Genomic DNA, 23,699 nt, shown 5'->3' with positions numbered 1-23,699 from the left:
CCGCATGTCTTTTTCTTCCCTGGGCCTGTCGCCCGCCCTGCTGCGCGCCGTGCGCGAACAGGGCTATCACGCCCCCACCGCCGTCCAGGCGGCCGCACTGCCGCCCATCCTGGCCGGCGCCGACGTGCTGGCCCTGGCCCAGACCGGCTCGGGCAAGACCGCTGCCTTCGTGCTGCCGCTGCTGCAGCGCCTCGTCACCTCGCCACCGCGCCCTGGTCCGCGCGTGCTCGTCCTGGCGCCCACGCGCGAGCTGGCCGCGCAGACGGCCCAGCTGCTGCGCGACGTGGCGGCCCTGCTGCTGCACCGCCCCAAGATCGCGCTGGCCTTCGGTGGCGTGTCCATCAACCCGCAGCTGATGGCGCTGCGCGGCGGCTGCGACGTGATGGTGGCCACGCCGGGCCGCTTGCTCGACCTCATCGACCACAACGGCCTGACGCTGGCGGGCATCGACTGCCTGGTGCTGGACGAGGCAGACCGCCTGCTCAGCCAGGGCTTTGCCGAGGAGTTGCAGCGCGTGCTGGCGCTGCTGCCGGCGCGGCGCCAGACGCTGCTGTTCTCCGCCACCTGCCCGCCGGCCGTGCAGGGCCTGGCCGAGCAGTTGTTGCGCGAACCCGTGCGCATCGACATCCAGGAGGCGCCGCCGCAGATCACGCAGCGCGCCATCCAGCTCGACCGCGCCCAGCGCCTGCCCGCGCTGCGGCAGTTGCTCAAGGACGAGGGTTGGGAGCGGACGCTGGTCTTTGTCGCCAGCCGCTACACGGCCGAGCTGGTGTCCGACAAGCTCTTCGCCCACGGCTTCAAGGCCGGCGCGCTGCACGGCGAGCTGAGCCAGGGCGCGCGAAGCGATGTGCTGGCGGCGCTGAAAGACGGCAGCGTCAAGGTGCTGGTCGCCACCGACGTGGCCGCGCGTGGCCTGCACGTCGACGCGCTCGACGCCGTCATCAACTACGAGCTGCCGCGCTCGCCGGCCGACTACACCCACCGCATCGGCCGCACCGGCCGCGCTGGCGCCACCGGCGTGGCGGTCAGCTTCATCTGCGCGGACAGCGCCGAGAACGCCGAGAGCCATTTCCGCGTCATCGAGAAACGCCAGGGCCAGCGCATCGTGCGTGAGCGGCTGACAGGCTTCGAGCCGGAGGCGGTGGCCAGCGAGGCGCAGGCCGCTGGCGGCATCAAGAGCACGACGCGCAAGAGCAAGAAAGACAAGCTGCGCGAAGCCGCGGCCCGTGCTGCAACCGAAGGGGGCTGAGCGATGGGCATCGAGATCGAACGCAAGTTCCTCGTCACCGGCGACGGCTGGCGCCAGGCCGCGACGGCGCAGACGCGTTTCAGCCAGGGCTACCTCAGCCGCGAGCCGGCGCGCACGGTGCGCGTGCGCATTGCGGGCGACACCGCGTTCCTCACCATCAAGGGCGCCACGCAAGGCGCGACGCGGGCCGAGTTCGAATACGAAATCCCCCTCGCCGACGCCCGGCAACTTCTGGCACTGTGCGATGGCCCCGTGGTCGAGAAGATCCGCCACCTCTGCACACATGAGGGCATGACCTGGGAGGTCGACGAGTTCCTCGGCGCCAATGCCGGCCTCGTCGTCGCCGAGATTGAGCTGGTGGCCGAGGGTCAGGTCTTTGCACGGCCGGGCTGGCTGGGTGCCGAGGTGACCGGTGATGGCCGCTATGTCAACGCCAACCTGGCGGTGAACCCGTTCACGCACTGGGGCGCTGCGAGAAGCTAGGGGGCGGCCGACGGAATCCGGCGGGCGGTCGGGCGCGTAAGCGCTGAACGACTGTCATACGCAAGCAACCCGCACGAGCGAGGATGCTGCGTTTGGCGCCTGCCCCGCCTCGTCTGCCACCTTGCACACCTTTCTGCCCTCGCTGCTGCACCGAACGCGCACCGCCGTCCTGGCGATGTTGCTCGTCGTGTTGCCGCTGCAGAGCGTGGGTCAACTGGTCGCCGGTATCCACGGCCCGCGCCATTTGCACACTGGCGCGGCGCATCAGGACACGCCGCTGGCCGGCCTGCGCAGTGCGTTGCGAGCCGTGCTCGACCAGCTTCACGCCGCCCAGGACCCTCGGCTCAAGCTGCAGCAGCACGCCTGGCTGCCCAGCAGCGGGCCGGCAGCCGGCTTGCATGAACACGGCGGCGTCTATCACCAACACTCGCACGACACCGACGACGTGCTGGACCTGACGGATCAGGCCGACAGCTCGCCGCAGGGCGGTGCGACGGTCTTCCAGGCCTGGCTGCCTGCCAGCCTGACCGTGCCGGCCGCGGCAGCTGGTACGCACGCCGCCACCGCAGCGCTGGGCTGGCACGACCGCTTCGTCGCGCCACCGCTGATGCCACCGCGCGGTTGACTGCGTGCGCGGGCGCTCCAGCCCGCGCCAGGGTGCTTCGCTGCGCCCGCCCAATGCTGCCCCGGCTTCCGCCTGCTCCGGCTGGACAGGTGGCGCCTGCGCATGCCCGCCGGTCCCCCTTCCCTCAGGCATTCAGATGTTCATCAATCGCTCACCGATCTCCGCGGCGCTGGCCCTGCTGGCCGCGTCTACTGTGCAGGCCGAGCCCGCCGCTTCCCAGTTGGAGCGCGTCGAAGTCGCAGGCCGCCATTACGACAACGCCATCGGCAGCGCGGACGCGGCGTCGCAAGGCACGATCCGCGCCGAGCTGCTGAAGAGCCGCCCCGCGCTGCGTCCAGGCGAGGTGCTGGAGTTCGTGCCCGGCCTCATCGTCACGCAGCACTCCGGCGACGGCAAGGCCAACCAGTACTTCCTGCGCGGCTTCAACCTCGACCACGGCACCGACTTCGCCACCAGCGTCAACGGCCTGCCCGTCAACATGCCGTCGCACGGCCACGGCCAGGGCTATTCGGACCTGAACTTCCTGATCCCCGAACTCGTCGACCGCATCGAGTACCGCAAGGGGCCGTACTTTGCGAAGAACGGCAACTTCGCCGCCGCCGGCTCGGCGGACATCGCCTACCGCAGCACGCTGGATGAGAGCTTTGCCGCGCTGACGCTGGGCCAGCGCCAGTTCCAGCGCTTCGTCGGCGCCGGCTCCATGGCCTTGGGTGGAGGGGGAAGCGGCGGGCTGAACCTGCTCGGCGCCGTCGAGGTGCAGCACAACGACGGCCCCTGGACCTTGCCCGAGCGCCTGCGCAAGAGCAACGGGGTCGTCACGCTGTCCGGCGGCAACAAGACCGAGGGCTGGAGCGCCAGCCTGATGGGCTACGACGCGAAGTGGCAGTCAACCGACCAGGTGCCCGAGCGCCTCATCGCGGCCGGCACTTACAAGGGCCAGCCGTTCGGACGCTTCGACGCCATCGACACCAGCGACGGCGGCGAGACGCGCCGTACTAGCCTTTCCGGCGAATGGCATCGCAACACCGGCAGCACAGCGACGAACGTCGCGGCCTATGCGATGAACTACCGGCTCAAGCTGTTCTCCAACTTCACCTACGCGCTGGAGCGCCCGGACGATGGCGACCAGTTCTCGCAGCAGGACAAGCGCAGCGTCTACGGTGCCAGCGCCAGTCACGCCGTCGACCATCGCCTGGGCGATCTGCCGGCGCGCAGCGAGGTCGGCCTGCAACTGCGCCACGACCGCGCCCGCGTGGGCCTGTACGACACCGTGGAGCGCCGCGTCATCGGCACGACGCGAGACGACGAGGTGCGCGAGACCCAGCTCGGCGCGTATGGCCAGACCTCCGTGGAGCTGACGCCCTGGTTGCGCAGCGTCGTCGGACTGCGCGCGGACCAGGCGCGCTTCAAGGTCAACAGCTTGAGCAACGCTGCGAACTCCGGCAGCGCGTCGGCCCATCTGTTCTCACCCAAGCTGTCGCTGATCGCGGGGCCTTGGGGCCGGACCGAGTTCTACTTCAACGCCGGCCGGGGTTTCCACAGCAACGACGCGCGCGGCACCACGGCCAAGGTCGACCCCCGGACCGGCGACGCCCTCGACAAGGTGCCAGGTCTTGTCTCGGCGCGCGGCATGGAACTCGGCGCGCGCACGGAGTGGGTGCCGGGCCTGCAAAGCTCGGTCGCACTGTGGAAGCTGGATTTCGATTCCGAGCTGGTCTACGTCGGTGATGCCGGCGCCACCGAGCCCAACCGGCCCAGCAAGCGCCATGGCGTGGAGTGGAACAACCGCTACGTGCCAGCCCCGTGGTTGCTCATCGACGCCGACCTGGCCTGGACGCATGCGCGCTTTGCGGACTTCGACGCCGCCGGCAGCCGCATCCCGAACGCCGTCGACAAGGTCGGCTCCGTCGCCGTTACGCTGAAGGACCTGGGCCCGTGGTCAGCCAGCCTGCAGTGGCGCTACCTGGGTTCGGGCTCGCTGATCGAGGACAACAGCGTGCGCTCGCGGTCGTCGCTGACAACCAACCTGCGCGTCAACCGCAAGTTGTGGGACAAGGCGGAGCTGACGGTCGACGTCTTCAACCTGACCGATCGCAAGGTCAACGACATCGAGTACTTCTACGAGTCGCAACTGCCCGGCGAGGCCGCGCCGGTGGCCGACCGGCACGTCCACCCCGCCGAGCCCCGCACGGTGCGCGTAACGCTGAAGATGGGCTTCTGACGCACCAGAGTCATGCGCCTTCTGAAAGCGTGAATGCTGGATCGGTATCCATGCTGGCCCGTTTCTCGCATCTACTCGCGCTGGTTACAACCAGAGGAGAACCTCGCATGCAATCCATGACCTTCGGCCTGCGCGCCGCCTGCGCCTCGCTGCTGGCGGCCAGCGCCTTCGCCTGCCTGCCGGCGCTGGCCCAGCCCGCCAAACCCACCGTGGTGATCGTCGCCACTGGCGGCACCATCGCCGGTGCTGGCGCCTCGGCGCTGAACAGCGCCACCTACCAGGCTGCCAAGGTGCCGGTGGACAAGCTCATCGCCGGTGTGCCCGAACTCGCCAGCGTGGCCAACGTGCGCGGCGAGCAAGCCTTTCAGATCGCCTCCGAGAGCTTCACCAACGACAAGCTGGTGACCCTGGGCAAGCGCGTCTCCGCGCTGCTGAAGGACCCGGAAGTGAGCGGCGTGGTCGTCACCCACGGCACGGACACGCTGGAAGAGACCGCCTTCTTCCTGAACCTGGTGATCAAGAGCGACAAGCCCATCGTCGTGGTCGGCTCGATGCGGCCGGGCAGCGCGATGTCGGCCGACGGCATGCTGAACCTGTACAACGCGGTGGTGGTGGCGGCTTCGCCCAGCGCCAAGGGCAAGGGCGTGCTGGTCACCATGGCCGATGACATCCTCGCCGGCCGTGACGCAGTCAAGCGCGTGAACATCAAGACCAGCGCCTTCGGCAGCCAATGGGGTTCGCTGGGCATGGTGGTCGAGGGCAAGACCTTCTGGTTCCGCAGCCTGGCCAAGCGCCACACCGTCAACTCCGAATTCGACATCGACACCATCGACGCGCTGCCGGAGGTGTCCATCGTCTACGGCTCGGGCAGCATGACCATGGCGCTGTACGACGCGGCGGCCGCGCCGGGCGTCAAGGCCATCATCAACGCCGGCACGGGCAATGGCTCGGTGCCCAACTACGCGGTGGACAAGCTCAAGTCCATCCGCGACAAGGGTGTGCTGGTCATCCGTTCCAGCCGCGTGGCTGACGGCATCGTGCTGCGCAACGCCGAACAGCCCGACGACAAGTACGACTGGGTGGTGGCCCACGACCTGAACCCCCAGAAGGCCAAGATCCTGGCCGCCGTGGCCCTGTCCAAGCCGCAGACCACCGCTGAGCTGCAGCGGATCTTCTGGGAATATTGATCTACGACGACGCTGAACAAGCCCCTCGCGCCCAGCGCATCCCTGCGTTGGGCGTGCTGGGCTGTCACCAGGGCGGCGACTCGCTGAGCGCTTCCTCGGGCACGTTGGCGGGCAGGGCGGCCGGCGCGGGCGCGCTGCCGGCGGCGAAGTCATGTTCGCCGCCAAGGCCTTCGATCAGCGCCGGGATCAAGCCACCCAGCTCGCCGGTGGCCAGGGCCATGTCGGCGTCAAACGCTTCGTCGCCGCTGGCCTCGGGCTTGCCTTCGAAGGCTAGGTCCAGGAAGCTGATCTTCTTGATCGCGAAGCCCTCGGTCAGCGTGAAGGCGACGCGGTCCTTCCAGCTCAGCGCCAGGCGGGTGGGCATCTTGCCGCTGGTCAGATGGGCGCGCACCTCGTCGATGTCCAGCGGGTGGCGGGCGTAGCGCACGACGGGCTTCTCGTCATCGCTGCCCTTGAGCTCGCACTCGCGCTCGATCTGGAAGCCCTCGGGCGTCACGCCGTCCAGCAGCCAGGCGGCCATGCAGGCGGCGGGGCTCTCGGCGGTCTGCACCAGTTGCAGGCTCAGGCCCGGGCTGGCCTGGATCAGCAGCGTGATGACTTCATCGGCGCGGCTGGTAGAGCCGGCGTCGACGAACAGCAGTTGCTGCGCGGGCGCGATCCACACCTGCGTGGCCGAGGTCTTGGTGAAGGCGCGCGGCAGCAGTTCATGCTGGGCCTGCTCCTTCAAGTCCTTCTTGGCCTTCTTGCCGGGCTTGCGGCCGGTGGTCTCTTCGATGTGTTCGGCCAGCTCGTCGACGCGCTCCTGCACGACGGAGGAGGGCAGCAGGCGCTGCTCGCGCTTGAGCTTGACGAGCCAGTGGCCGTCGACCACCTCGACCAGCGGTGCGTGCTCGATGCCGCGCGGCGGCGCCCAGCCGACGGCCAGCGGCTGAGTGGGGGCGCAGGGCAGGAAGGTTTCCTTGGCGAGCTGCTCGGCGAGCAGCTTGGCATCGGTGGTCCAGCCTTCGCCGATGCGGTAGGTGATCAGGTTCTTGAACATGGGCTCTGTACAAACAAGAAGCCCGCCAGCGGCGGGCTTCGGAATCAGGCCTGCATTGTCTCAGTTTCGGCGCCGGCGCCATGTCAGCAGCGCGCCGGCACCGGCCAGCCACAGCGCCCAGGTGGCGGGCTCGGGCACGGCGGTCGTGATGGCCTGCATGGTGCCGGTGAAGCTGCCGTCCGAAACGAAGCTCAGGCCGGTGACGAAGCCGGTGACGTCGAAGGCATTGACGCCGGCTTCAGGCTCGATGCCGCGGATCTGGAAGCGGTCGACACCGGCCGCGAAGCCATTGGCCGTGAAATCGAAACTGGTGCCAGCCGCCACATCGATGGCGGTTTGCTGCCAGACGGTGCCGTCCCAAGTCCAGACTTCATACAGCCCGTCACCCACATTGCTGGCCACCTGCACCAGTTTGAAGTTGGGGTCGCCCGCGCCGGTGGCGTAGCTGAAACCGGTGGCGACGACGGGGTCAATGAAAGTGATCTGGTTGGGGCCGACGTTGCCGACGTTGAAGCCATAGAGCGGGCCGCCCAGTTGCCCGTCGGTCGTCGTCACCGGCTTGAGCGTCGGCAGCTCGATGTTGCTGACGCCGGCAGGCAGCGTCGCCGGATTGATGGGCGTGAAATCGAAGTAGGAGCTGGAGCGCGACGCCACCGAGCCATCGGCGCGGGTGTGGGCGAGGTCGATGCTGATGGAATAGCTCGTGCCATAGCTCAGCACGCCGGCGGGCAGAGAGAGTTGCGTGCTGGAGAGCAGGGCGCTCTGCCAGATCAGGTCGGACTGCTGGAAACTGTGCGGCGCACCGTGGCGGGACTCGACGGTGACCGGGTGGGTGTTGTCCTGCACGCGGATGCGCATCGTGTCGATGCTGTCGGGCGTGCTGCCGGGCAATGTCCAGCTGATCATGGGCGTCAGGCCCGCGCCGCTGATGGTCATCGACGCGACGAAAGGCATGGCGCCGGCCGTGTCCACGCTCGGCGTCTGCACCACCAGCGTGTTGCCGGCCGAGTAAGTCGGTGCCGTCGACAGCAGCAGGCGCCGCGAGCCCGTCAGCGCCGCGTCGTAGGGCGTCGAAGCGAAGTACTGATGCGGCGCCAGCGTCCAGTCCCGTTCAAACAGCCGCGCCTTGCGCCAGTCCGGGTCGGTCGCGAAGGAGTCGCACACCAGGCCCACCGGGCAGACGCCCGAGGTGCCGTAGACGTACGCGCCCGGGCTGGCGGCCGGTGGCAGCACGTTCTGGATGCCCCACACCAGCACGTCGCCCGTCGCGTGGTTGCCGCTGTTGGCGCTGTTGGCCTGGCGGATATGGAATGGGCTCTGCGCCGTGGGCGGCGCGGCGAAGGCGGAAGCGGCGGCCAGCAGGCCCGGCAGGAGGATGCAGGTCTTCATCGCGGGGCTCCTGAACAAGGAGGCCCAGCCTAGGCAGATGACCCTGCGCCGGCATCCCCATCACTGAGGATGCCGGCCGCGTTCAAGCCGCCTCGGCCATCACCTGGCGGAGCAACTGCTCGAACACCTCGACCGACTGCCCACCCTGGATCAGGTGGCGCTGGTTGACGACGATGGCCGGCACGGCGTGGATGTTCTGGGCATGGACCTGCGCCTCGGCGGCGGCCACGTCGGCGGCGTAGCGGTCACCGGCCAGCAGCTCGCGGGCCTCCGCTTCGGGCAGGCCGGCCGTGCTCGCAAGCTCCAGCAGCACGTCGGGGTTGGAGACATCACGGCCGTCGGTGAAGTAGGCCTTCAGCATCGCCACTTTCAGCGTGCGCTGCACCGCACTGTCAAAGCTTTCGCCGGCCCAATGCAGCAGGCGGTGCGCATCGCGGGTGTTGTAGATGCGGCTGCGTGCGCCGGGGCGGAACTCGAAGCCCAAGGCCTCGCCGCGTTCGCGGATCGCCTGGCGCGTGCCCGCGAGCTGGGCCGGGCTGGCGCCGTACTTCTCGGCCAAGTGCTCCTCGATGTCCTGGCCTTCGGGTCCCATCGCCGGGTTCAGTTCGAAGGGGTGGAAGTGCAGGTCCAGCGTCAGCCCCGGAATGCGGGCCGCGGCTGCTTCGAGCGAATACAGGCCGATGGCGCACCAGGGGCAGACGATGTCGGAGATGAAGTCGATACGCATGTGTGGCATTTTCACGGGCCGGCAACGCCCGCGAATTTGTAAGGGCTCGGGCAAGTGTGAAGGGGTTGCCGTTGAGAGCCATGGCGCCCGAAGCCATGGGGCGCGGGCACCCAATAATCCCCGGGCAGTACCCGAGAAACATGCTTTTCAAGACCTCAAGTTCCCGTCCCTGGGCGTACCGCCTGTTTGCAACGTTAGCCTGTGTCGCCATGGCCGCGCACGGCCAGCCTGAGACCGACAGGCCGAGCGGCGCAACCGGCCTCAGGATCAGCGGTTTCGGCAGCCTCGGCCTTTCGCATGTCGATGCGCCGGCGGGCTGGGGCTACCGGCGTGAGTTGACCCAGGGTGGCAGCGACTCAAGTTGGCGCCACGACGTCGACACCCGGCTCGGCGTGCAGCTCAACTACAGCCTGGGCACTCAGTTCGAACTCGTCGCCCAGGCGATCGCCAGGAAGCGCGGCAGCTACACCCGCGACAGCGATGCGCTGGAGTGGGCCTACGCGGCCTACCGGCCCAATGCCGACTGGACCGTGCGCGTCGGTCGCGTCAACCTGGACGCCTTCTTGATGGCCGACTACCGCAACGTCGGCTATGGCTTCACGGCCGCCCGTCCGCCAGTCGAGCTTTACGCCATGTTGCCCACGGCGCTGGACGGCGCCGATGTCGCGCGCAGTTGGTTCCAGGGCGACGCGCAGTGGCGCGCCAAGCTGATGCTCGGCACGGCGCAGATCGGCGACTTCCACACCGCCACGCCGGGCCGGGTGCATGACATCGTCGGCTTCATGCTGTCGCGTGAGGAGAGCGGCCTGCTGATGCGCGGCAGTGCATCGCGCACGCGCATCGAGCTCGACCTCGGCGGCGTCCAGGATGCCGTGGACGCCCTTGGCCAGCTTGGCAGCCTGCCCATCCCGGCGGTGGCCGACCAGGCGCTGCAGTTGCGCGAGCGCCTGGGCGGGTCTGATATCTGGGCCACCTTCCTGGAGCTGGGCCTGCGTTACGAGCTGGGCGACTGGCAATGGAGCGCCGAGGTCGTGCGCATCTCGGCCGCGCCGCTGGTGCGCCAGCTGTCGGCCTATGCCACCGTCGGCCATCGGCTTGGCGACTGGACGCCCTTTGTCGGCTACGGCCGCACGCGCGACGCCATGCCCGTGACGCCCACGCCGGCCTGGCAAGCCGTGCTGGCGCCGGTGCTCGGGCCGGCCGGGGCGGGCCAATCGCAGATGCTGGGCGCGTTGATCACCGATGCCGTCAACCGCGCACGCGTGCAGCAGTCGGGCTGGTCCGTCGGCACCCGCTGGGACTTCCATCCGCAGGCGGCGCTGAAGCTGCAGTGGGACCGCATCCGCGTCGACGCCGGCGGGCCCGGGCTGTGGACCGGCGCCGACGGCGCTGCGGCCAAAGCGCATGTCGCGACGGCCGTTGTGGACTTCATTTTCTGAAGCCATGAAAGCCTGTTCCTCCCTCCTGGTTGCGCTGCTGGGCCTGGCGCTCGCGCTGCCGGCGCGGGCCGACTTCTACATCGTCGTGCACGCCAGCAACCCGCAGCGCGCGCTGACTCAGAAGGAAGCCGTCGACCTCTTCATGGGCCGCAGTCGCGCCTTTGCCAATGGCGACTTCGCGCTGATCTTCGACCTGCCGCGCGACAACCCGCGCCGCGCGGCCTTCTACCAGTCGCTGACCGGCATGAGCGTGGCACAGGTCAACAGCTATTGGTCGCGGCTGATGTTCTCGGGCCAGAGCGCGCCGCCGCAGGCGCTGCCCGACGAGACCGCCATGGCCGGCATCCTGCGCCGCAACCCCAGCGCCCTGGGCTGGCTCAGCAAGGAGCCGAGCGAGGCCGGGCTGCGTACCGTGCTGGTCCTGAAGGAAGCGCCCGCCAGATGAACCAACCCGGCGTCACGCCCCGCGTGCGCGGTGCGGACAGCCTGCAGCTGCGCTTCATGCTGCTGGTGTTCGCCAGCGCCGCGCTGCTGGCCGTCATCGCGGCCACCATCGCCTACCAGCTGGCCCAGGCGCGCGCGCTGGCCAGCAGCCGCAGCAGCGTCGAGGCGCTGGCCACGGCGGTCGAGAAGACGCTGGCCATCGGTGCCTTCGCCAATGATGCCGTGCTGCTGAAGGAGGTGGCCGGCGGCCTGGCGCGCAACGAGCTGGTCGATCTGGTCGAAGTCGTCGCGACCGACGGCCGGGCGCTGGCCAGGATGCCGCGCCCGGGGGCTGCCGATACCTCCGGCGGCACGCTGCTGACCCGGCCCGTCGTGTCACCCTTCGACGACAGGGAGCATCTCGGTCAGCTGCGCATCCGCCTGAACGACGCCAAGGTGCAGGCCGACGCCGACCGCGAGGCCTACACGCTGGCGGCGGCCATGGCCGGCCAGGCGGCGCTGCTGGCGCTGATCCTGTACCTGCTGGCTGCACGCATGGTGTCGCGCCCCATCGTGCGCCTGGCCAGCGCGCTGCGGCGCATGACGCCGGGCTCCGGCGAGCGGTTGCAGACGCCGCCCGGCCATGCGCGCGACGAGATCGGTGTGCTGATCGCAGGCGCCAATGAATTGCTCGACAGCAACGAGCGCCAGTTGACGGTTGAACGCGAGCTGCGCGCCGAGGTCGAGGCCATGGAGGCCCAGTACCGCCAGATCTTCGATTCCAGCAGCGCCGGCATCTTCGTGCTCAACGAGGGCGGCCGACTCATCAACGGCAACCCGACGGTGTCACGCGTTGTCGGCCTGTCGATGGACGAGCTGCGCACGCTCAGTGAAGACGACTTCATTGCCCGCGTCTTCAACCGGCCCGAGCAGGTGCGCCAGATGATCGACGCGGCCACGGCGCGCGGCGAGACCATGTCGGCCGACCTGGAACTGGTGCAGGTGGGTGACGAGCGGCGCTGGGTTCACTGCTTGATCTCCGTGCAGCAGGTGGCGGTGGACGGCCAGACGGTCGAGGGCGTCATCTACGACATCACCGACCGCAAGAGCGACGAGAACGCGGTGCGCCACCGCGCCGAGCACGACGCGCTGACCCAGCTGAAGAACCGCGCGGCGGGCCAGGCGACGCTGGAGCGCTTGGTTGCCGAGACGCAGGCGCGCGATGCGGCCTTGTCGGTGGCCTGCATCGACCTCGACGGCTTCAAGCAGATCAACGACAGTCATGGCCACCAGTCGGGCGACGAGGTGCTGGTCGCCTGCGCCGAGCGCATGCGCACGGCGGTGCGGCGCTCGTCGGATCTCATCGCGCGACTGGGTGGCGACGAGTTTCTCGTCGCGCTGCGCGACGTGGGGCCGCAGGACGCCGTGCTGAGCCAGGTCATGCGCGACCTCATCGGCGGCCTGTCCCGACCGATCACGCTGTCCACCGGCGAGATCGTCAGCGTCGGCGTCAGCATCGGCGTGGCATGTTTGCCGCTGCATGGCAGCGACCCGCTGCAGCTCGTGCGCGCGGCCGACGAGGCGCTTTATCACGTCAAGCGGAACGGGAAATTGGCTTATGCGCTAGCGTTGCCGGGTTGAAACCCGACCTCGCTCGCAATGACCGACTACCAACCGCCCCAGGTCTGGACCTGGAACAAGGACAACGGCGGCCAGTTCGCCAACATCAACCGCCCGGTGGCCGGGCCCACGCACGACAAGGCGCTGCCGGTCGGGCGCCACCCGCTGCAGCTCTACTCGCTGGGCACGCCCAATGGCATCAAGGTGACGGTGATGCTGGAGGAACTGCTGGCACTGGGGCACGCCGGCGCCGAGTACGACGCCTGGCTGATCCGCATCAACGAGGGCGAGCAGTTCGGCAGCGGCTTCGTCGAGGCCAATCCCAACTCCAAGATCCCGGCGCTGGTCGACCGCAGCGCCGGGCCTGAGCTGGCGCCGGTTAGGGTGTTCGAGTCGGGCGCCATCCTGATGTACCTGTCCGGGAAGTTCGGTGGCGCCTTCATGCCCGCTGGCGGTTCCGAGCGCGCCGAAGCGCTGAGCTGGCTGTTCTGGCAGATGGGCAGTGCACCCTTCCTAGGCGGCGGCTTCGGCCACTTCTACGCCTACGCGCCGACCAAGCAGCAATACCCCATCGACCGCTATGCGATGGAAGTCAAGCGGCAGCTGGATGTGCTGAACCGCCTGCTGGCCGAGCGGCGCTATCTGGCGGGAGACCAGTACAGCATTGCCGACATGGCGACCTGGCCCTGGTACGGGGCTTTGGCGAAAGGCCAGCTTTATGGCGCGGGCGAATTCCTGTCGGTGCACGAGTACACCCACGTCATCCGCTGGGCCGACGAGATCGCTCAGCGCCCGGCCGTGCAGCGTGGCCGCAAGGTCAACCGCACGTGGGGCGAGCCCAGCAGCCAGCTGCATGAGCGTCACGACGCCAGCGATTTCGAGTTGCGGACGCAGGACAAGGTGGCGCCGTGATCACGCTCTACGACTGCGCCACCGCACCGAGCCCGCGCCGCGCGCGCATCCTGCTGGCCGAGAAGGGCGTGCCGCATGAGACGGTGCAGGTGGACCTGCGCAGCGGCGAGCAACTGGGCGAAGCCTTCCGCCGCATCAACCCGCAGTGCACGGTGCCGGCGCTGGTGACGGACGAAGGTCCGGTGCTGACGGACAACGCGGCGATCGAGGCCTACATCGAGGCCCGCTTCCCCGAGCCGCCGCTGCTGGGCCGCATGCCGCTGGACAAAGCCGACATCGCGAGCTGGCAGTCGCGCATCGAGTTCGACGGCTTGCTGGCGATTGCCGAGGCCTTTCGCAACAGCAGCCCGGCCATGGCCAACCGCGCGCTGACGGGGCCGGTCGACTACGCGCAGATCCCCAAGCTGGCACAGCGTGGCCTGGCGCGTGTACAAGCCTTCTTCGCGACGTTGGACATGCATCTGGCCGGACGCGATTTCATCGCCGCCGGGCAGTTCAGCATCGCCGACATCACGGCCGTCGTCGCGGTGGATTTCGCGCGCGTCGTCAAGGTCAAGCCAGGCGACGAGCATCCGCATCTGCGCCGCTGGCGAGAGGCGATGCAGGCGCGCGGGACGATGGGGTAGTTGCCTGCATTTGTTGGGAGGAAAGCGTGGAGCAGATCAATAGCTGGGTCGTGGTCATCGCCCTGGTTTTGGCGACGACCTCGAGCGCGCGCGGCGCGGCGCCGTCGCCCATCGAGAACGCCGCTGGGCCCGTCATCGAGACGGGCGACGTTCACCGGTTCTACAAAGTCTTTGACGCGGCGGGCGGGCGCCCGACGGCCCGGGCGCTGCAACGTGACTACATCGATCCGGGTTCGCCTGGGCTGCATGAACTGGCACGGTTGCGCAAAGTCACCGGGGAGTCGATCGCTGCGGCCATTGCCAAGCGGCCGAAGATTTATTCCGAAGCGCGCGACTGCGTCGCCGTGCTGCCACGCGTGCGCGACAGACTGGTGGTCGTGCTGGGCAAGCTCGGAGCCCTCTATCCCCAGGCGCGCTTTCCGCCGATCACGATCGCGGTGGGCCGGAGCAAGCCCGTCGGCGTCGGCGGGCGCGATACCGGCGTGCAGATCGGTCTTGAGGCGCTTTGCGCGACCCGCTGGATCAATCCAGATGTCGAAAATCGTTTCGTGGGCGTCATCGCGCATGAGTACGCTCATGTCCAGCAAGCCGTGGCCTTCTCCGAAATCGAGCATGTCACCGTCCTGGCGGCCTCGCTGGAGGAAGGTGCGGCGGAGTTCGTCGCGGAACTGACGACCGGCTCTGTTGCCTATGCCTATCTGAGCAAGCTGACCGCGGGGCGGGAAATGGAGATCGAGACGGCATTTGCCGCTGATGTGGACAAGACCGACCTTTCGGACTGGCTCTACAACAGCACGCCCGAAAAACCTGCCGACCTCGGCTATTGGGTCGGCTATCGCATCGTCAAGTCCTACTACCAGCATGCCGACGACAAACGCCAGGCCCTTCGCGACGTTTTCGAGATGACGAACCCGAAGGAATTCCTGGCCCGGAGTGGGTGGCGGCCCGGCGTTGCGCTCGACTAGGAGTAGCAGGAGCGCGGCCGGCTTTGACGCTCCCTGCCGACGACAAGGGCGCTCATCGCCGAGCCTCCTTCTCCAGCGCGACCACGGCATCCAGCAGGTAAGGCCGGTCGCGCTCGAAGAAGCTCCTGTCGATGTTGGTGTTGGGCAGGTGGAAGATCTTCAGCTGCTTGTTCTTCAACAGCGCCAGGCTGTCGCCGAAGTAGCGCTGCAGGAGCCGGTCCAGCTCGCCGCTTGCATAGGCCTTCTTCAACCCGTATTCCAGCCGCTCGGCCAGCTCGGGCTGGTTCCTGGCGACGAAGAAGTACATGGGCATGTAGGTGTAGACGGCGAAGCGGTCGACGATCAGCAGGCCGGGGTGCGCCTCGCGCTGGGCCCGCCACTCCGGCCCAACCTCGAAGACGCTGCGCATCAGCAACTGGAAGCGGCCGGTGTGCAGCATCGGGATCAGCGTCGAGTGGGCGCCGCCGTAGATGACCTTAAAGCCGTTGTCTTCCAGGATCTTGGCGGTCGACCAGCCCGGCCCCTGGCCGATGCTCAGGGCTCTCAGGTCGTCCAGCGTGTGGACCGCGTCATAGGCCGGCCGCTGGCCCTGCTGCCCAAGAAAGAGCCGAAAGCTGGCCAGCCCCCGCATGATGGGAATGCGCACCGGCAGCGCGCCCTCCAGCCATTCCTGCGTCGGCATCGCGACGGCAACGGACAGGCTGCTGCCTTTCTCCAGCTCCAGCAACTGGCGGCGGATGACGCTTTCCTGCTGCTGCTGGACGACGCGGTACGCGCCGTATTTGTCGCGAGACAGCGCCAGCGCGAGGGCGAGCAGCTTGTCCGCGTAGATGCGGTGCGCGGCCTCGCGCTCCATGTAGGGGATGGTGACGACGAGCGGCATGCCGACGTCCGCAGCGGTTGCCGGCAGGCTCAGCCACAGCAGCAGGGCCGACAACAGCTTCATGCGCGGTCCCAATCGCGCCGGTCAGCTCACAGCCGACGGTCGCTCGGCCTGGCCAGGTAGAACCATTCCGTGCCGGGCTGAGACTTGGTGTTCGGGAACACGATGCGGCCCTCGCTCGGCGCGAGCACCGGCTCGCCGCTGGCGCGGGTGCCGATGCGCTGGCCCTTGTCGATGGCGTCGAAGCTGGCCCAGCTCTGCTCGAACTGATCGCCCTCGGCCTCGCGGTCGATGACGTCGTAGAGCTGCAGCAGCTCCGGCGGCTGCGCGGGGCGATGGGGTTCAACGGCGCTTTCGTCCAGCATGCCGAGGTGGACCAGCGAGCGCAGGATCGCCAGGCGCGCGACCTCCGGGCCGTTCGGGTCCAGGTGCTGGCCGCATTCCAGCGTGATGGCCCAGCCGCCGGTGGAGCGCATGTATTCGGTGGTGCCGACGCCGTAGTGAGGGTCGCTGATCAAGGACGCGCGGCGCGAGCCATCGTGCTCGCGCTGCTGGCGGCGCTGCAGGCCCAGCGCATAGGTCGACAGCCAGCCCTCGACGATGCGGCCGACGCCCAGGCGCGCGGCAAGTGCCGATTCAGTCGCCTCCTGCGAGAAGGGCTCCAGCTCGCCCGTGTTGTTGCGCGGGCCGATCATCGCGAAAGCCGGACCGTTGCCCTGAAAGCTGTGCAGGTCCAGGATGCCGTCGTGCTGGGCGATCAACGGGCACAGCACACGCGCGATGCGGTCCTCGAAGTCATGCGCGATGACCGGTGGGCGCAGATTGCGGTTGAGGTTGCGGTCGCCCTCGCGGCGGTTCAGCTGGTGGGCCAGTGGGTTGACGATGGGCACCAGGGTGAGCGTGCCGCGCAGCAGCGTCAGCTCGCCGGCGTCGAGTTGGCGAATGATCTCGGCCATGGCCTGGGTGCCGTGGATCTCATTGCCATGTACCGCGCCGGTCACGAGGAAACGGGGGCCAGCCTGCAGGCCGGCGAACTGATGGACGCGGATGTGGGTCGGTTGAGTCATGGCTTGAGCAGGGCGGAAGACAGGGCCTGGTCGGCAGGAAAGACGCGGCGAGGCAGTTCGGCCATGGGCTGGCCGGCGCGGTAGCTGACGAGGCGGTAGAGAGTGGCGAAGGCGAAATCGGGCGCGGCTTCGCCGGCACCGAGCAGCAGCTCGCCGCCGCGGCGCACCGCGTCGGCCAGGAAAGCCGGCAGGCGCAGGTGGTAGGGGTTGCGCTCGATCTCGCCGGCATGGCGCTCCAGCGCGGCGATGAGGCGGGCGGTGTCGGCGATGCTGGTCTGCACGAGGGCGTTGGGCGCCGATTGGGTGGACCAGAACTCGGTATGGGCCAGCACCGTGTCCAGCCGCGCCGCGGCCAGGGCCTCGGTCACAAGGCGGCACACACCGCGATGGCTCGGGTTGTCGTCCAGCGCATGCGGCGCCAGCACGAGGTCTGGGCGGTGCGCGGCCAGCAGCGCCGCCAGGGTCTCGACATGGACCTGCCACAGGCGTGGCTGGCGCTCGGACGTGTCGGCGCGCACATCGGACAGCCCGTCCGCACCGGCGCGGATGCAGCCGAAGCCGAGCACGCCACAGGCATCCTGCAGCTCGGCCCAGCGCGACTCGCGGCGCTCGACGTTGCTGCCCAGCGTGACGGCGACATTGCTGACGCGCCAACCGGCCTCTTGCTTCAATCGCAGCGGCAGCGCGCCGACGATGCATTCATCGTCGGGGTGGGGCGCAAAGATCAGGCAGTGGCCCGGTTGAGGCTCACGGCCCGGCCCGGCCTGGCGGTCGGGTGGGTCGCCCAGCAGGGCAGCAAAGCGGTTGAGGTGCTCGCGCCAGCGGGCGAGGTCGGCTTCCTGGGACATCCCGGCATCCTACCGAGCCGATGGCCGCGCAGGCCATGTCGCCAGCAGCACGCCCAATAAGGCCAGGCCATAGGCGAGCGCCTGCTGGACCGACAGCGTCTCGCCCAGCAGCAACCCCACCAACGCGGTGCTGATGGGCAGGAAGACCATGAAGACCCCGGCCTTTGCCGCCGGCAGGCCCTTGAGCCCGGCCATCCACAGCCAGACCGTGATGACGCTGGCCGTGGCCGAGTAGTAGCCGAGCAGCGCCCAGTCCAGCATCCGCGGCGCGCCGAAATCAAAGCTCAGCGCCTGCCAGATGGCCAGCGGCGCGACGAGCACCAGGCCCCAGAGGTTGATCAACGCGCTGATGCGCTTGGGTCCCAGACCGGCCGTGAGCTTCTTGCCGATGACGACATAGCAGCCCTCGCAGAAGACCGCCGCGACCAACAGCAGCGCGCCCAGAGGCGTCGTTTCGGCACCGCCCTGTTTGCCGCCGGCCACCAGCGCGATGCCGCCGACGGCGCAGGCGATGCCCGCCAGCACGCGGCCGCTCAGGCGCTCGCGCAGGAAGACCCAGCTCAGCAGCGCCACAGCGGCCGGGATGCCGGCCAGGATGACGCCGGCGACGACGGCCGAGCTTTGCCGCAGCCCGAACAGCATGCAGATCGAGAACAGGAAGTTGCCGAGAAACGATTCAAGGAAGAGCAGCCAGCGCGAGCGTGCGTCCAGGGGCGCCTCATGAGCCGGCTTCTTCAGCCACGACAGCATCAGCACGGCCGCAAAGCCGAAGCGCAGGCCGGCGAGCAGGAAGACGGGGAAGGCGAGGACCAGCAGTTTGGACAGGCCGACGTAGCTGCCCACCAGGCTGGTGCTGGCGGCCAACAGCGCGTAGGCGCGCCAGGGGATGGGGTGCATGCGCTAGGGCTTCAGGATTCGCTGCGCGCGCAGCGCAAAGGACGGAAATGCAACCACAGAGGCACAGAGACACAGAGAGCGAAGGATTCACTGCATTTGCTCAGTGCCTCTGTGTCTCTGTGGTTGCCTTTTCTCTTCACGTCAGTCGATGCTGAGCGCAATGAACTGGGTGAACTGCGCCGGATTGAAATTGTTGTCAGACACCAGGATCAACGTGCGCTTGCCCTCGTGCATGGGGCCGAAGCTGATGCCCTCGATGTTGTCCAGGGCCAGCACGCTGCCGTCGTCGTTCTTCAGTGAGGACAGGTCCAGCAGCATGGTGCGCTTGACCGGCACTACGTCGCGGCCCTTGATGCTGGGCCAGCCAGCCACATCGGTGGCGCCGCGGGTGTCGATGAGGTAGAGCTTGATGGTGTTGCTGGTCGGCAGCTTGGTGTGCGCGGCGGTGCCCGGCGTGAGCGCGCCGACGGCGAAGGCGCGTTCGATGACGATGAACTCGTGGGCCGACAGGGCCAGCATGTCGGGCACGCCGTTGGTGGCGAAGTCGCCAGGGCGCGCGGGCGCGAAGGGCACGGGTGCGACTTCGTAGATGTACTCGGCGCCGGCCTTGCCGCTGTCCAGGTCGAAGGACAGCATGCGCGCCCGGCTGCCCCGGCCCACCGCCGCGGGCGGGCTGTCCTGGGCGAGGCCGTTCTCGCTCATCGTCCAAAGCGTCTTGCCGTCCGGCGTGAGCGCAATGCTCTCGAAGGCGAGGTTGTTGTAAGGGCCGATGTCGCCCGCCGCCAGGCCGCCGGCGCTGCCCGAGGGGTTGTAGTAGTTGGGCGCGGCCAGGTCGCCGGCCGGCTTGCCGTCGGGGTGCATGCGGCGCACCGTCGGGTTCTGCACGGCGCTGGAGATGCGCTGGCCCTCGTTGCCCCAGTAGATGAGGTTGCGCTTGGTGTCCAGGCGCAGGCTTTCGGGGTCGACCTGGTTGCGGCCGAAGGGCTGGCCATCATGGTCGAGCAGCGTCGTCATGCCCACCCATGCGACACCCGCCGAGCCGGGGCTGGCATTGCGGCGGAACTTGCTCAGGTCCAGCGCCAGCTCGTAGAAGCGCGCCGGCCCGCGGTCGCTGCGGTCATCGCAGATGGCCAGGTAGCGCCCGGTTGCCGGCACGTAGTCGAGGCTGGACAAGCCGCCGACGGGCAGGCCCTGAAAGCTCGCGCTGGTGGGCACGATCTGCTGGCCGAGATAGGTCAGCGTCTGTGAGAGGGCAGGCAGGGCTGCCAGGGTCAGGCTGGCGGCAAAGGCGCAGCGGGCAAACAACGTCATCAAAATCCTTGGACGCGGCCGGGGGCCGCAGCGCGGCGGCGCAGTCTAGTGCAAGCCTTCAGGCCGCCCGGCGCAGCGCGCCACGCAGCGTGTCGATGATGCGTTCGATGTGACTGCTCTCGATGATGAGCGGCGGCGACAGCGCAACGGTGTCGCCGGTCGTGCGGATCAGCAGGCCCTTGTCCCAGCAGTCCAGGAAGACGTTGAAGGCGCGCTTGGCTGGCTCACCCGGCAGCGGTTTGAGCTCCACACCGCCGACCAGGCCGATGTTGCGCACGTCGATGACATTGGGCTCGTCGCGCAGGGAGTGAAGGGCCTTGGCGAACTCGTCCTGCATGCGCGCGGCGCGCGTCAGCAAGTCGTCGTCGGCATAGGTGTCCAGCGTGGCGATGCCGGCCGCGCAGGCCAGCGGGTGGGCCGAGTAGGTGTAGCCGTGGAAGAACTCGATCAGGTGCTCGGGCCCGGTCATGAAGGCGTCGTGGATCTTCTGCTGCGCGAACACCGCACCCATCGGCACGCAGCCGTTGGTGATGCCCTTGGCCACCGTCATCAGGTCGGGCGTGACGCCGAAGGTCTGCGCGCCGAAGGGGTTGCCGGTGCGGCCGAAGCCGGTGATGACCTCGTCGAAGATCAGCAGGATGCCGTGCTTGTCGCAGATGTCGCGCAGGCGCTGCAGGTAGCCTGCCGGCGGGATCAGCACGCCGGTTGAGCCGGCGACCGGCTCGACGATGACGGCCGCGATGGTCGACGCATCGTGCAGCGCGACCAGGCGCTCCAGGTCGTCGGCCAGCTCGGCGCCGTGCTGGGGAATGCCGACCGAGAAGGCATTGCGTGCCGGGTCGTGCGTGTGACGGATGTGGTCGACGCCCGCGAGCAGGCTGCCGAACATCTTGCGGTTGGCCACCATGCCGCCCACCGAGATGCCGCCGAAGTTGACCCCGTGATATCCGCGCTCGCGGCCAATGAGGCGGGTGCGCGCGCCTTCGCCGCGCACGCGGTGGTAGGCGATGGCCATCTTCAGGGCCGTGTCCACTGACTCGGAACCGGAGTTGGTGAAGAACACGCGGTTCATGCCGGCGGGCGCGATGGCCGCCAGGCGCTCGGCCAGCTCGAAGGCCTTGGGGTGCGCCATCTGGAAGGGCGGCGCGAAGTCCAGCTCCGCCGCCTGCGCCTGGATGGCTTTGACGATCCGCGGCCGGTTGTGGCCGGCGTTGACGCACCACAGGCCGGCAATGCCGTCGAGCACCTCGCGGCCCTTGTCGTCGCGGAAGAACATGCCGTCGGCCTGGGTCAGCAGACGCGGTGCCTGCTTGAACTGGCGGTTGGCCGTGAAGGGCATCCAGTAGGCGTCAAGTTTGGGATCGTCTGCGCTCATGCGGGGCTCCTGGGTGGCGATTGCCACCGATTCTGACGGGTTGGTCAGATTTTGTGCTCAGGGCTTGCCTGCATCTGCCAGCGCGGCCAGCTCCGCCTCGTCGAAGCCGGCCGCGCGGCGGGCTGCCATGTTGAAGGGCGCACGCAGCTTGGGCGCCTGGTGGCGCGCCGCGAGTTCGGCATAGGTGGCGATGGGGTCCAGCCCGCGCTGCGCGCAGACGAATCGGTACCAGCGGTTGCCGGCTGCGACATGGCCGATTTCGTCGCGCAGGATGATGTCGAGGATCTCGCCGGCTTTCTTGTCGCCCGCACCGACGAGCTTGGCGCGGACGGCGGGGGAAGCGTCCAATCCACGCGCCTCCAGCGTGCGCGGCACCAGCGCGATGCGGGCCAGCAGGTCGTGCTTCGTGCGTTCGGCCATGTCCCACAGCGCGTTGTGGGCATCGAAATCACCGTAGTCGAAGCCCAGCGTCAGCAGGTGGTTGCGCAGCAGCGTGAAATGCCTGGCCTCTTCCTGGGCGATGCGCAGCCAGTCGCGATAGAAGGCCTCGGGCATGCCGGCGAAGCGCCAGCAGATGTCCAGGGCGAGGTCGATGGCATTGAGTTCGATGTGCGCGATGGCATGCACCAGGGCGGCGACCCCGGCGGGAGTGCGCATCGACGGCGGCTTCAGCTTGATGTGCTCGACCAGCTGGGGCCGGGCAGGGCGGCCCGGAATGCCGGGCGGCTCGGTGATCACGGCGGTCGTGTCCACGGGCAGGGCGGCGTCCAGGGCGAGCGCCGCTGCCGCCTTGGCGGGTGCATCGGCGATCAGCAAAGGGGCCAGCGTGGCCAGACGAAGTTCAGACATTGGCCGCGATTCTAAAATTCGGCGTTTCACGGGAGGCCTGCGATGGCGATCTACCAGCTCGACGAGCACATTCCCGACGTGGCCGACACGGCCTGGGTGGCGGACAGCGCGGAAGTCATCGGCCGCGTGACGCTCGGCGAGGATGTCAGCATCTGGTTCAACGCCGTGCTGCGCGGCGACAGCGACACGCTGACCATCGGCGCCGGCAGCAATATTCAGGACGGCTCGGTGCTGCATGCCGACCACGGCTTTCCGCTTGTCATCGGCCAGAACGTGACCGTCGGTCACCAGGTCATGCTGCATGGCTGCACGGTCGGTGACGAAAGCCTCATCGGCATCGGGGCTGTGGTCTTGAACGGCGCCCGTATCGGCCGCAACTGCATCGTCGGCGCCGGCGCGCTGGTGACCGAAGGCAAGGACTTCCCCGACGGCTCGCTGATCGTCGGCGCGCCGGCCAAGGTCGTGCGCGAGCTGACCGAGGCCCAGATTTCAGGCCTCAAGGCCAGCGCGGCCCATTACGTCAACAACGGCCGCCGCTATGCGGCCGGCCTGAAAAGAATCCGATGAGCGAGCTTCACAAGTTTTTGTTCGACGGCCTGCCGGTGCGCGGCATGCTGGTGCGCCTGACCACGGGCTGGCAGGAGCTGCTGTCGCGCCGGGAGCCCGGCGCGGAGTACCCGCCCGAACTGCGCGACCTGCTCGGCCAGATGAGCGCCGCTGCGGTGCTGATGCAGGCCAACATCAAGTTCAATGGCGCGCTGGTGCTGCAGATCTTTGGCGACGGCCCCGTCAAGCTGGCCGTGGCCGAAGTGCAGCCGGACCTGGCCTTCCGCGCGACGGCCAAGTGCATCGGCACGGTGGAGGCCGGCGCCACGCTGGAAGCCATGGTCAATCTGCGCGGCCAGGGCCGCTGTGCGATCACGCTGGACCCCAAGGACAAGTTCCCCGGCCAGCAGCCCTACCAGGGCGTGGTGCCGCTGTATGGCGACCAGCGCGAGCCGCTGCAGAAGGTCAGCGAGGTGCTGGAGCACTACATGCTGCAGTCCGAGCAGTTGGACACCAAGCTGGTGCTGGCGGCCAATGGCGACATCGCCGCCGGCCTGCTGATCCAGCGCCTGCCCATCCAGGGCGAGGGCAATCTTGAGGGGCGCCGCAATGAAGACGATATCGGCCTGTCCGACGCCTTCAACCGCATCAGCATCCTGGCGGGCACCCTGACCGCCGAGGAACTGCTGACGCTGGACGCCGACACCGTGCTGCGCCGCCTCTTTTGGGAAGAGACGGTGACGCGCTTCGAGCCCCAGCAGCCGCGGTTTGCATGCACCTGCTCGCGCGAGCGTGTGTCGCAGATGCTGCTGGGCCTGGGCCGCGACGAAGTCGACAGCGTGCTGGCCGAGCGCGGCGATGTCGAGATCGGTTGCGACTTCTGTGGCCGGCACTATCGCTTCGACGCGGTCGACGTTGGCGCGCTCTTCACGCCCACAGGCCGCCAACCCGAAGGCGCCGGCGGCACGCTGCAGTAGCCGGCGGCCAGCGGGCGGGAGCGTTTCCATTGCGCAACGCG

23 protein-coding genes are annotated in these 23,699 nt (G+C 68.5%); 13 read left to right on the top strand and 10 right to left on the bottom strand.

Annotated features, from left to right (window positions below; all coding sequences use genetic code 11):
* The first annotated feature begins 4 nt into the window (after positions 1–4).
* The 5 genes from ASC81_RS21280 (at position 5) to ASC81_RS21260 (ending at position 5,765) form a co-directional block, all read left to right on the top strand.
* Complete coding sequence (locus ASC81_RS21280; protein ID WP_200946929.1) at positions 5–1,249, top strand: DEAD/DEAH box helicase; 1,245 nt, start codon at positions 5–7, stop codon at positions 1,247–1,249.
* 3 nt (positions 1,250–1,252) lie between these two features.
* Positions 1,253–1,732, top strand: a complete 480-nt coding sequence (locus ASC81_RS21275; protein ID WP_056271604.1) for a CYTH domain-containing protein — start codon at positions 1,253–1,255, stop codon at positions 1,730–1,732.
* Positions 1,733–1,853: 121 nt separating this feature from the next.
* Positions 1,854–2,357, top strand: coding sequence for a hypothetical protein (locus ASC81_RS21270; RefSeq protein WP_056271600.1), 504 nt, complete (start codon positions 1,854–1,856; stop codon positions 2,355–2,357).
* Positions 2,358–2,493: 136 nt separating this feature from the next.
* Positions 2,494–4,578 carry a TonB-dependent receptor gene (locus tag ASC81_RS21265; RefSeq protein ID WP_056271597.1) on the top strand — a complete coding sequence of 695 codons (2,085 nt, stop codon included), beginning with the start codon at positions 2,494–2,496 and terminating at the stop codon, positions 4,576–4,578.
* A gap of 107 nt (positions 4,579–4,685) precedes the next feature.
* Positions 4,686–5,765 (top strand): asparaginase, encoded by a 1,080-nt coding sequence (locus ASC81_RS21260; protein WP_056271594.1) that lies wholly within the window; start codon positions 4,686–4,688, stop codon positions 5,763–5,765.
* Between the two features lie 64 nt (positions 5,766–5,829).
* Here the strand turns inward: ASC81_RS21260 and ASC81_RS21255 are convergent, their stop codons facing one another.
* From ASC81_RS21255 to ASC81_RS21245, 3 genes are all read right to left on the bottom strand, one after another.
* Positions 5,830–6,804: a recombination-associated protein RdgC gene (locus ASC81_RS21255; RefSeq protein WP_056271591.1), complete on the bottom strand. Its 975-nt coding sequence runs from the start codon at positions 6,802–6,804 to the stop codon at positions 5,830–5,832.
* Between the two features lie 60 nt (positions 6,805–6,864).
* Positions 6,865–8,193: a PEP-CTERM sorting domain-containing protein gene (locus ASC81_RS21250; RefSeq protein WP_056271588.1), complete on the bottom strand. Its 1,329-nt coding sequence runs from the start codon at positions 8,191–8,193 to the stop codon at positions 6,865–6,867.
* Between the two features lie 82 nt (positions 8,194–8,275).
* Positions 8,276–8,920, bottom strand: coding sequence for a DsbA family oxidoreductase (locus ASC81_RS21245; protein WP_369820868.1), 645 nt, complete (start codon positions 8,918–8,920; stop codon positions 8,276–8,278).
* A 209-nt stretch (positions 8,921–9,129) separates the two neighbouring features.
* On the opposite strand from ASC81_RS21245, the gene ASC81_RS21240 reads away from it, so the two are divergent.
* From ASC81_RS21240 to ASC81_RS21215, 6 genes are read left to right on the top strand one after another with little or no spacing between them, the layout of a single operon-like run.
* Positions 9,130–10,359 carry a hypothetical protein gene (locus tag ASC81_RS21240; RefSeq protein WP_056271582.1) on the top strand — a complete coding sequence of 410 codons (1,230 nt, stop codon included), beginning with the start codon at positions 9,130–9,132 and terminating at the stop codon, positions 10,357–10,359.
* Between the two features lie 4 nt (positions 10,360–10,363).
* Positions 10,364–10,804, top strand: a complete 441-nt coding sequence (locus tag ASC81_RS21235) for a hypothetical protein (protein WP_056271579.1) — start codon at positions 10,364–10,366, stop codon at positions 10,802–10,804.
* On the top strand, positions 10,801–12,423 hold the full coding sequence (locus ASC81_RS21230) for a sensor domain-containing diguanylate cyclase (protein ID WP_056271577.1): 1,623 nt from the start codon (positions 10,801–10,803) through the stop codon (positions 12,421–12,423). The genes ASC81_RS21235 and ASC81_RS21230 overlap by 4 nt, the downstream gene beginning before the upstream one ends.
* An 18-nt stretch (positions 12,424–12,441) precedes the next feature.
* A complete protein-coding gene (gene yghU / locus ASC81_RS21225; RefSeq protein ID WP_056271574.1) occupies positions 12,442–13,314 on the top strand; it encodes a glutathione-dependent disulfide-bond oxidoreductase in 873 nt (290 codons plus the stop codon).
* Entirely contained in the window at positions 13,311–13,940 is a 630-nt protein-coding gene (locus ASC81_RS21220; RefSeq protein ID WP_056271571.1) for a glutathione S-transferase family protein, read from the top strand. The genes yghU and ASC81_RS21220 overlap by 4 nt, the downstream gene beginning before the upstream one ends.
* 26 nt (positions 13,941–13,966) lie before the next feature.
* The gene (locus ASC81_RS21215; protein WP_156392341.1) at positions 13,967–14,905 is read left to right on the top strand and encodes a DUF2268 domain-containing putative Zn-dependent protease; all 939 of its coding nucleotides are present in this window, start codon (positions 13,967–13,969) and stop codon (positions 14,903–14,905) included.
* A gap of 52 nt (positions 14,906–14,957) precedes the next feature.
* On the opposite strand, the gene ASC81_RS21210 is transcribed toward ASC81_RS21215, so the two are convergent.
* From ASC81_RS21210 to ASC81_RS21180, 7 genes are all read right to left on the bottom strand, one after another.
* Entirely contained in the window at positions 14,958–15,851 is an 894-nt protein-coding gene (locus tag ASC81_RS21210) for an ABC transporter substrate-binding protein (protein ID WP_056271569.1), read from the bottom strand.
* A 26-nt stretch (positions 15,852–15,877) separates the two neighbouring features.
* The gene (locus ASC81_RS21205; RefSeq protein ID WP_056271566.1) at positions 15,878–16,855 is read right to left on the bottom strand and encodes a succinylglutamate desuccinylase/aspartoacylase family protein; all 978 of its coding nucleotides are present in this window, start codon (positions 16,853–16,855) and stop codon (positions 15,878–15,880) included.
* Positions 16,852–17,703 carry a PIG-L deacetylase family protein gene (locus tag ASC81_RS21200; protein WP_056271564.1) on the bottom strand — a complete coding sequence of 284 codons (852 nt, stop codon included), beginning with the start codon at positions 17,701–17,703 and terminating at the stop codon, positions 16,852–16,854. Before ASC81_RS21200 ends, ASC81_RS21205 begins: the two co-directional genes overlap by 4 nt.
* A gap of 9 nt (positions 17,704–17,712) precedes the next feature.
* Positions 17,713–18,600 (bottom strand): DMT family transporter, encoded by an 888-nt coding sequence (locus ASC81_RS21195; protein ID WP_056271561.1) that lies wholly within the window; start codon positions 18,598–18,600, stop codon positions 17,713–17,715.
* 141 nt (positions 18,601–18,741) lie between these two features.
* A complete protein-coding gene (locus ASC81_RS21190; RefSeq protein WP_082536696.1) occupies positions 18,742–19,911 on the bottom strand; it encodes an esterase-like activity of phytase family protein in 1,170 nt (389 codons plus the stop codon).
* Positions 19,912–19,969: 58 nt separating this feature from the next.
* Positions 19,970–21,286, bottom strand: coding sequence for an aspartate aminotransferase family protein (locus ASC81_RS21185; protein WP_056271555.1), 1,317 nt, complete (start codon positions 21,284–21,286; stop codon positions 19,970–19,972).
* 57 nt (positions 21,287–21,343) lie between these two features.
* Positions 21,344–22,135 carry a ferritin-like domain-containing protein gene (locus ASC81_RS21180; protein ID WP_056271552.1) on the bottom strand — a complete coding sequence of 264 codons (792 nt, stop codon included), beginning with the start codon at positions 22,133–22,135 and terminating at the stop codon, positions 21,344–21,346.
* A 42-nt stretch (positions 22,136–22,177) separates the two neighbouring features.
* Here ASC81_RS21180 and ASC81_RS21175 point away from each other — a divergent pair, with 42 nt between their 5' ends.
* Together ASC81_RS21175 and ASC81_RS21170 are read left to right on the top strand one after the other, a co-directional pair.
* Positions 22,178–22,702, top strand: coding sequence for a gamma carbonic anhydrase family protein (locus ASC81_RS21175; protein WP_056271549.1), 525 nt, complete (start codon positions 22,178–22,180; stop codon positions 22,700–22,702).
* Positions 22,699–23,658, top strand: a complete 960-nt coding sequence (locus ASC81_RS21170) for an Hsp33 family molecular chaperone HslO (RefSeq protein WP_056271545.1) — start codon at positions 22,699–22,701, stop codon at positions 23,656–23,658. Before ASC81_RS21175 ends, ASC81_RS21170 begins: the two co-directional genes overlap by 4 nt.
* Positions 23,659–23,699 lie beyond the last annotated feature (41 nt).

The sequence above is a fragment of the Pelomonas sp. Root405 genome (assembly GCF_001425165.1).
In the GTDB taxonomy this organism is placed as follows: Bacteria; Pseudomonadota; Gammaproteobacteria; order Burkholderiales; family Burkholderiaceae_C; genus Pelomonas.
This window is presented reverse-complemented; position numbering and strand designations above follow the sequence as displayed.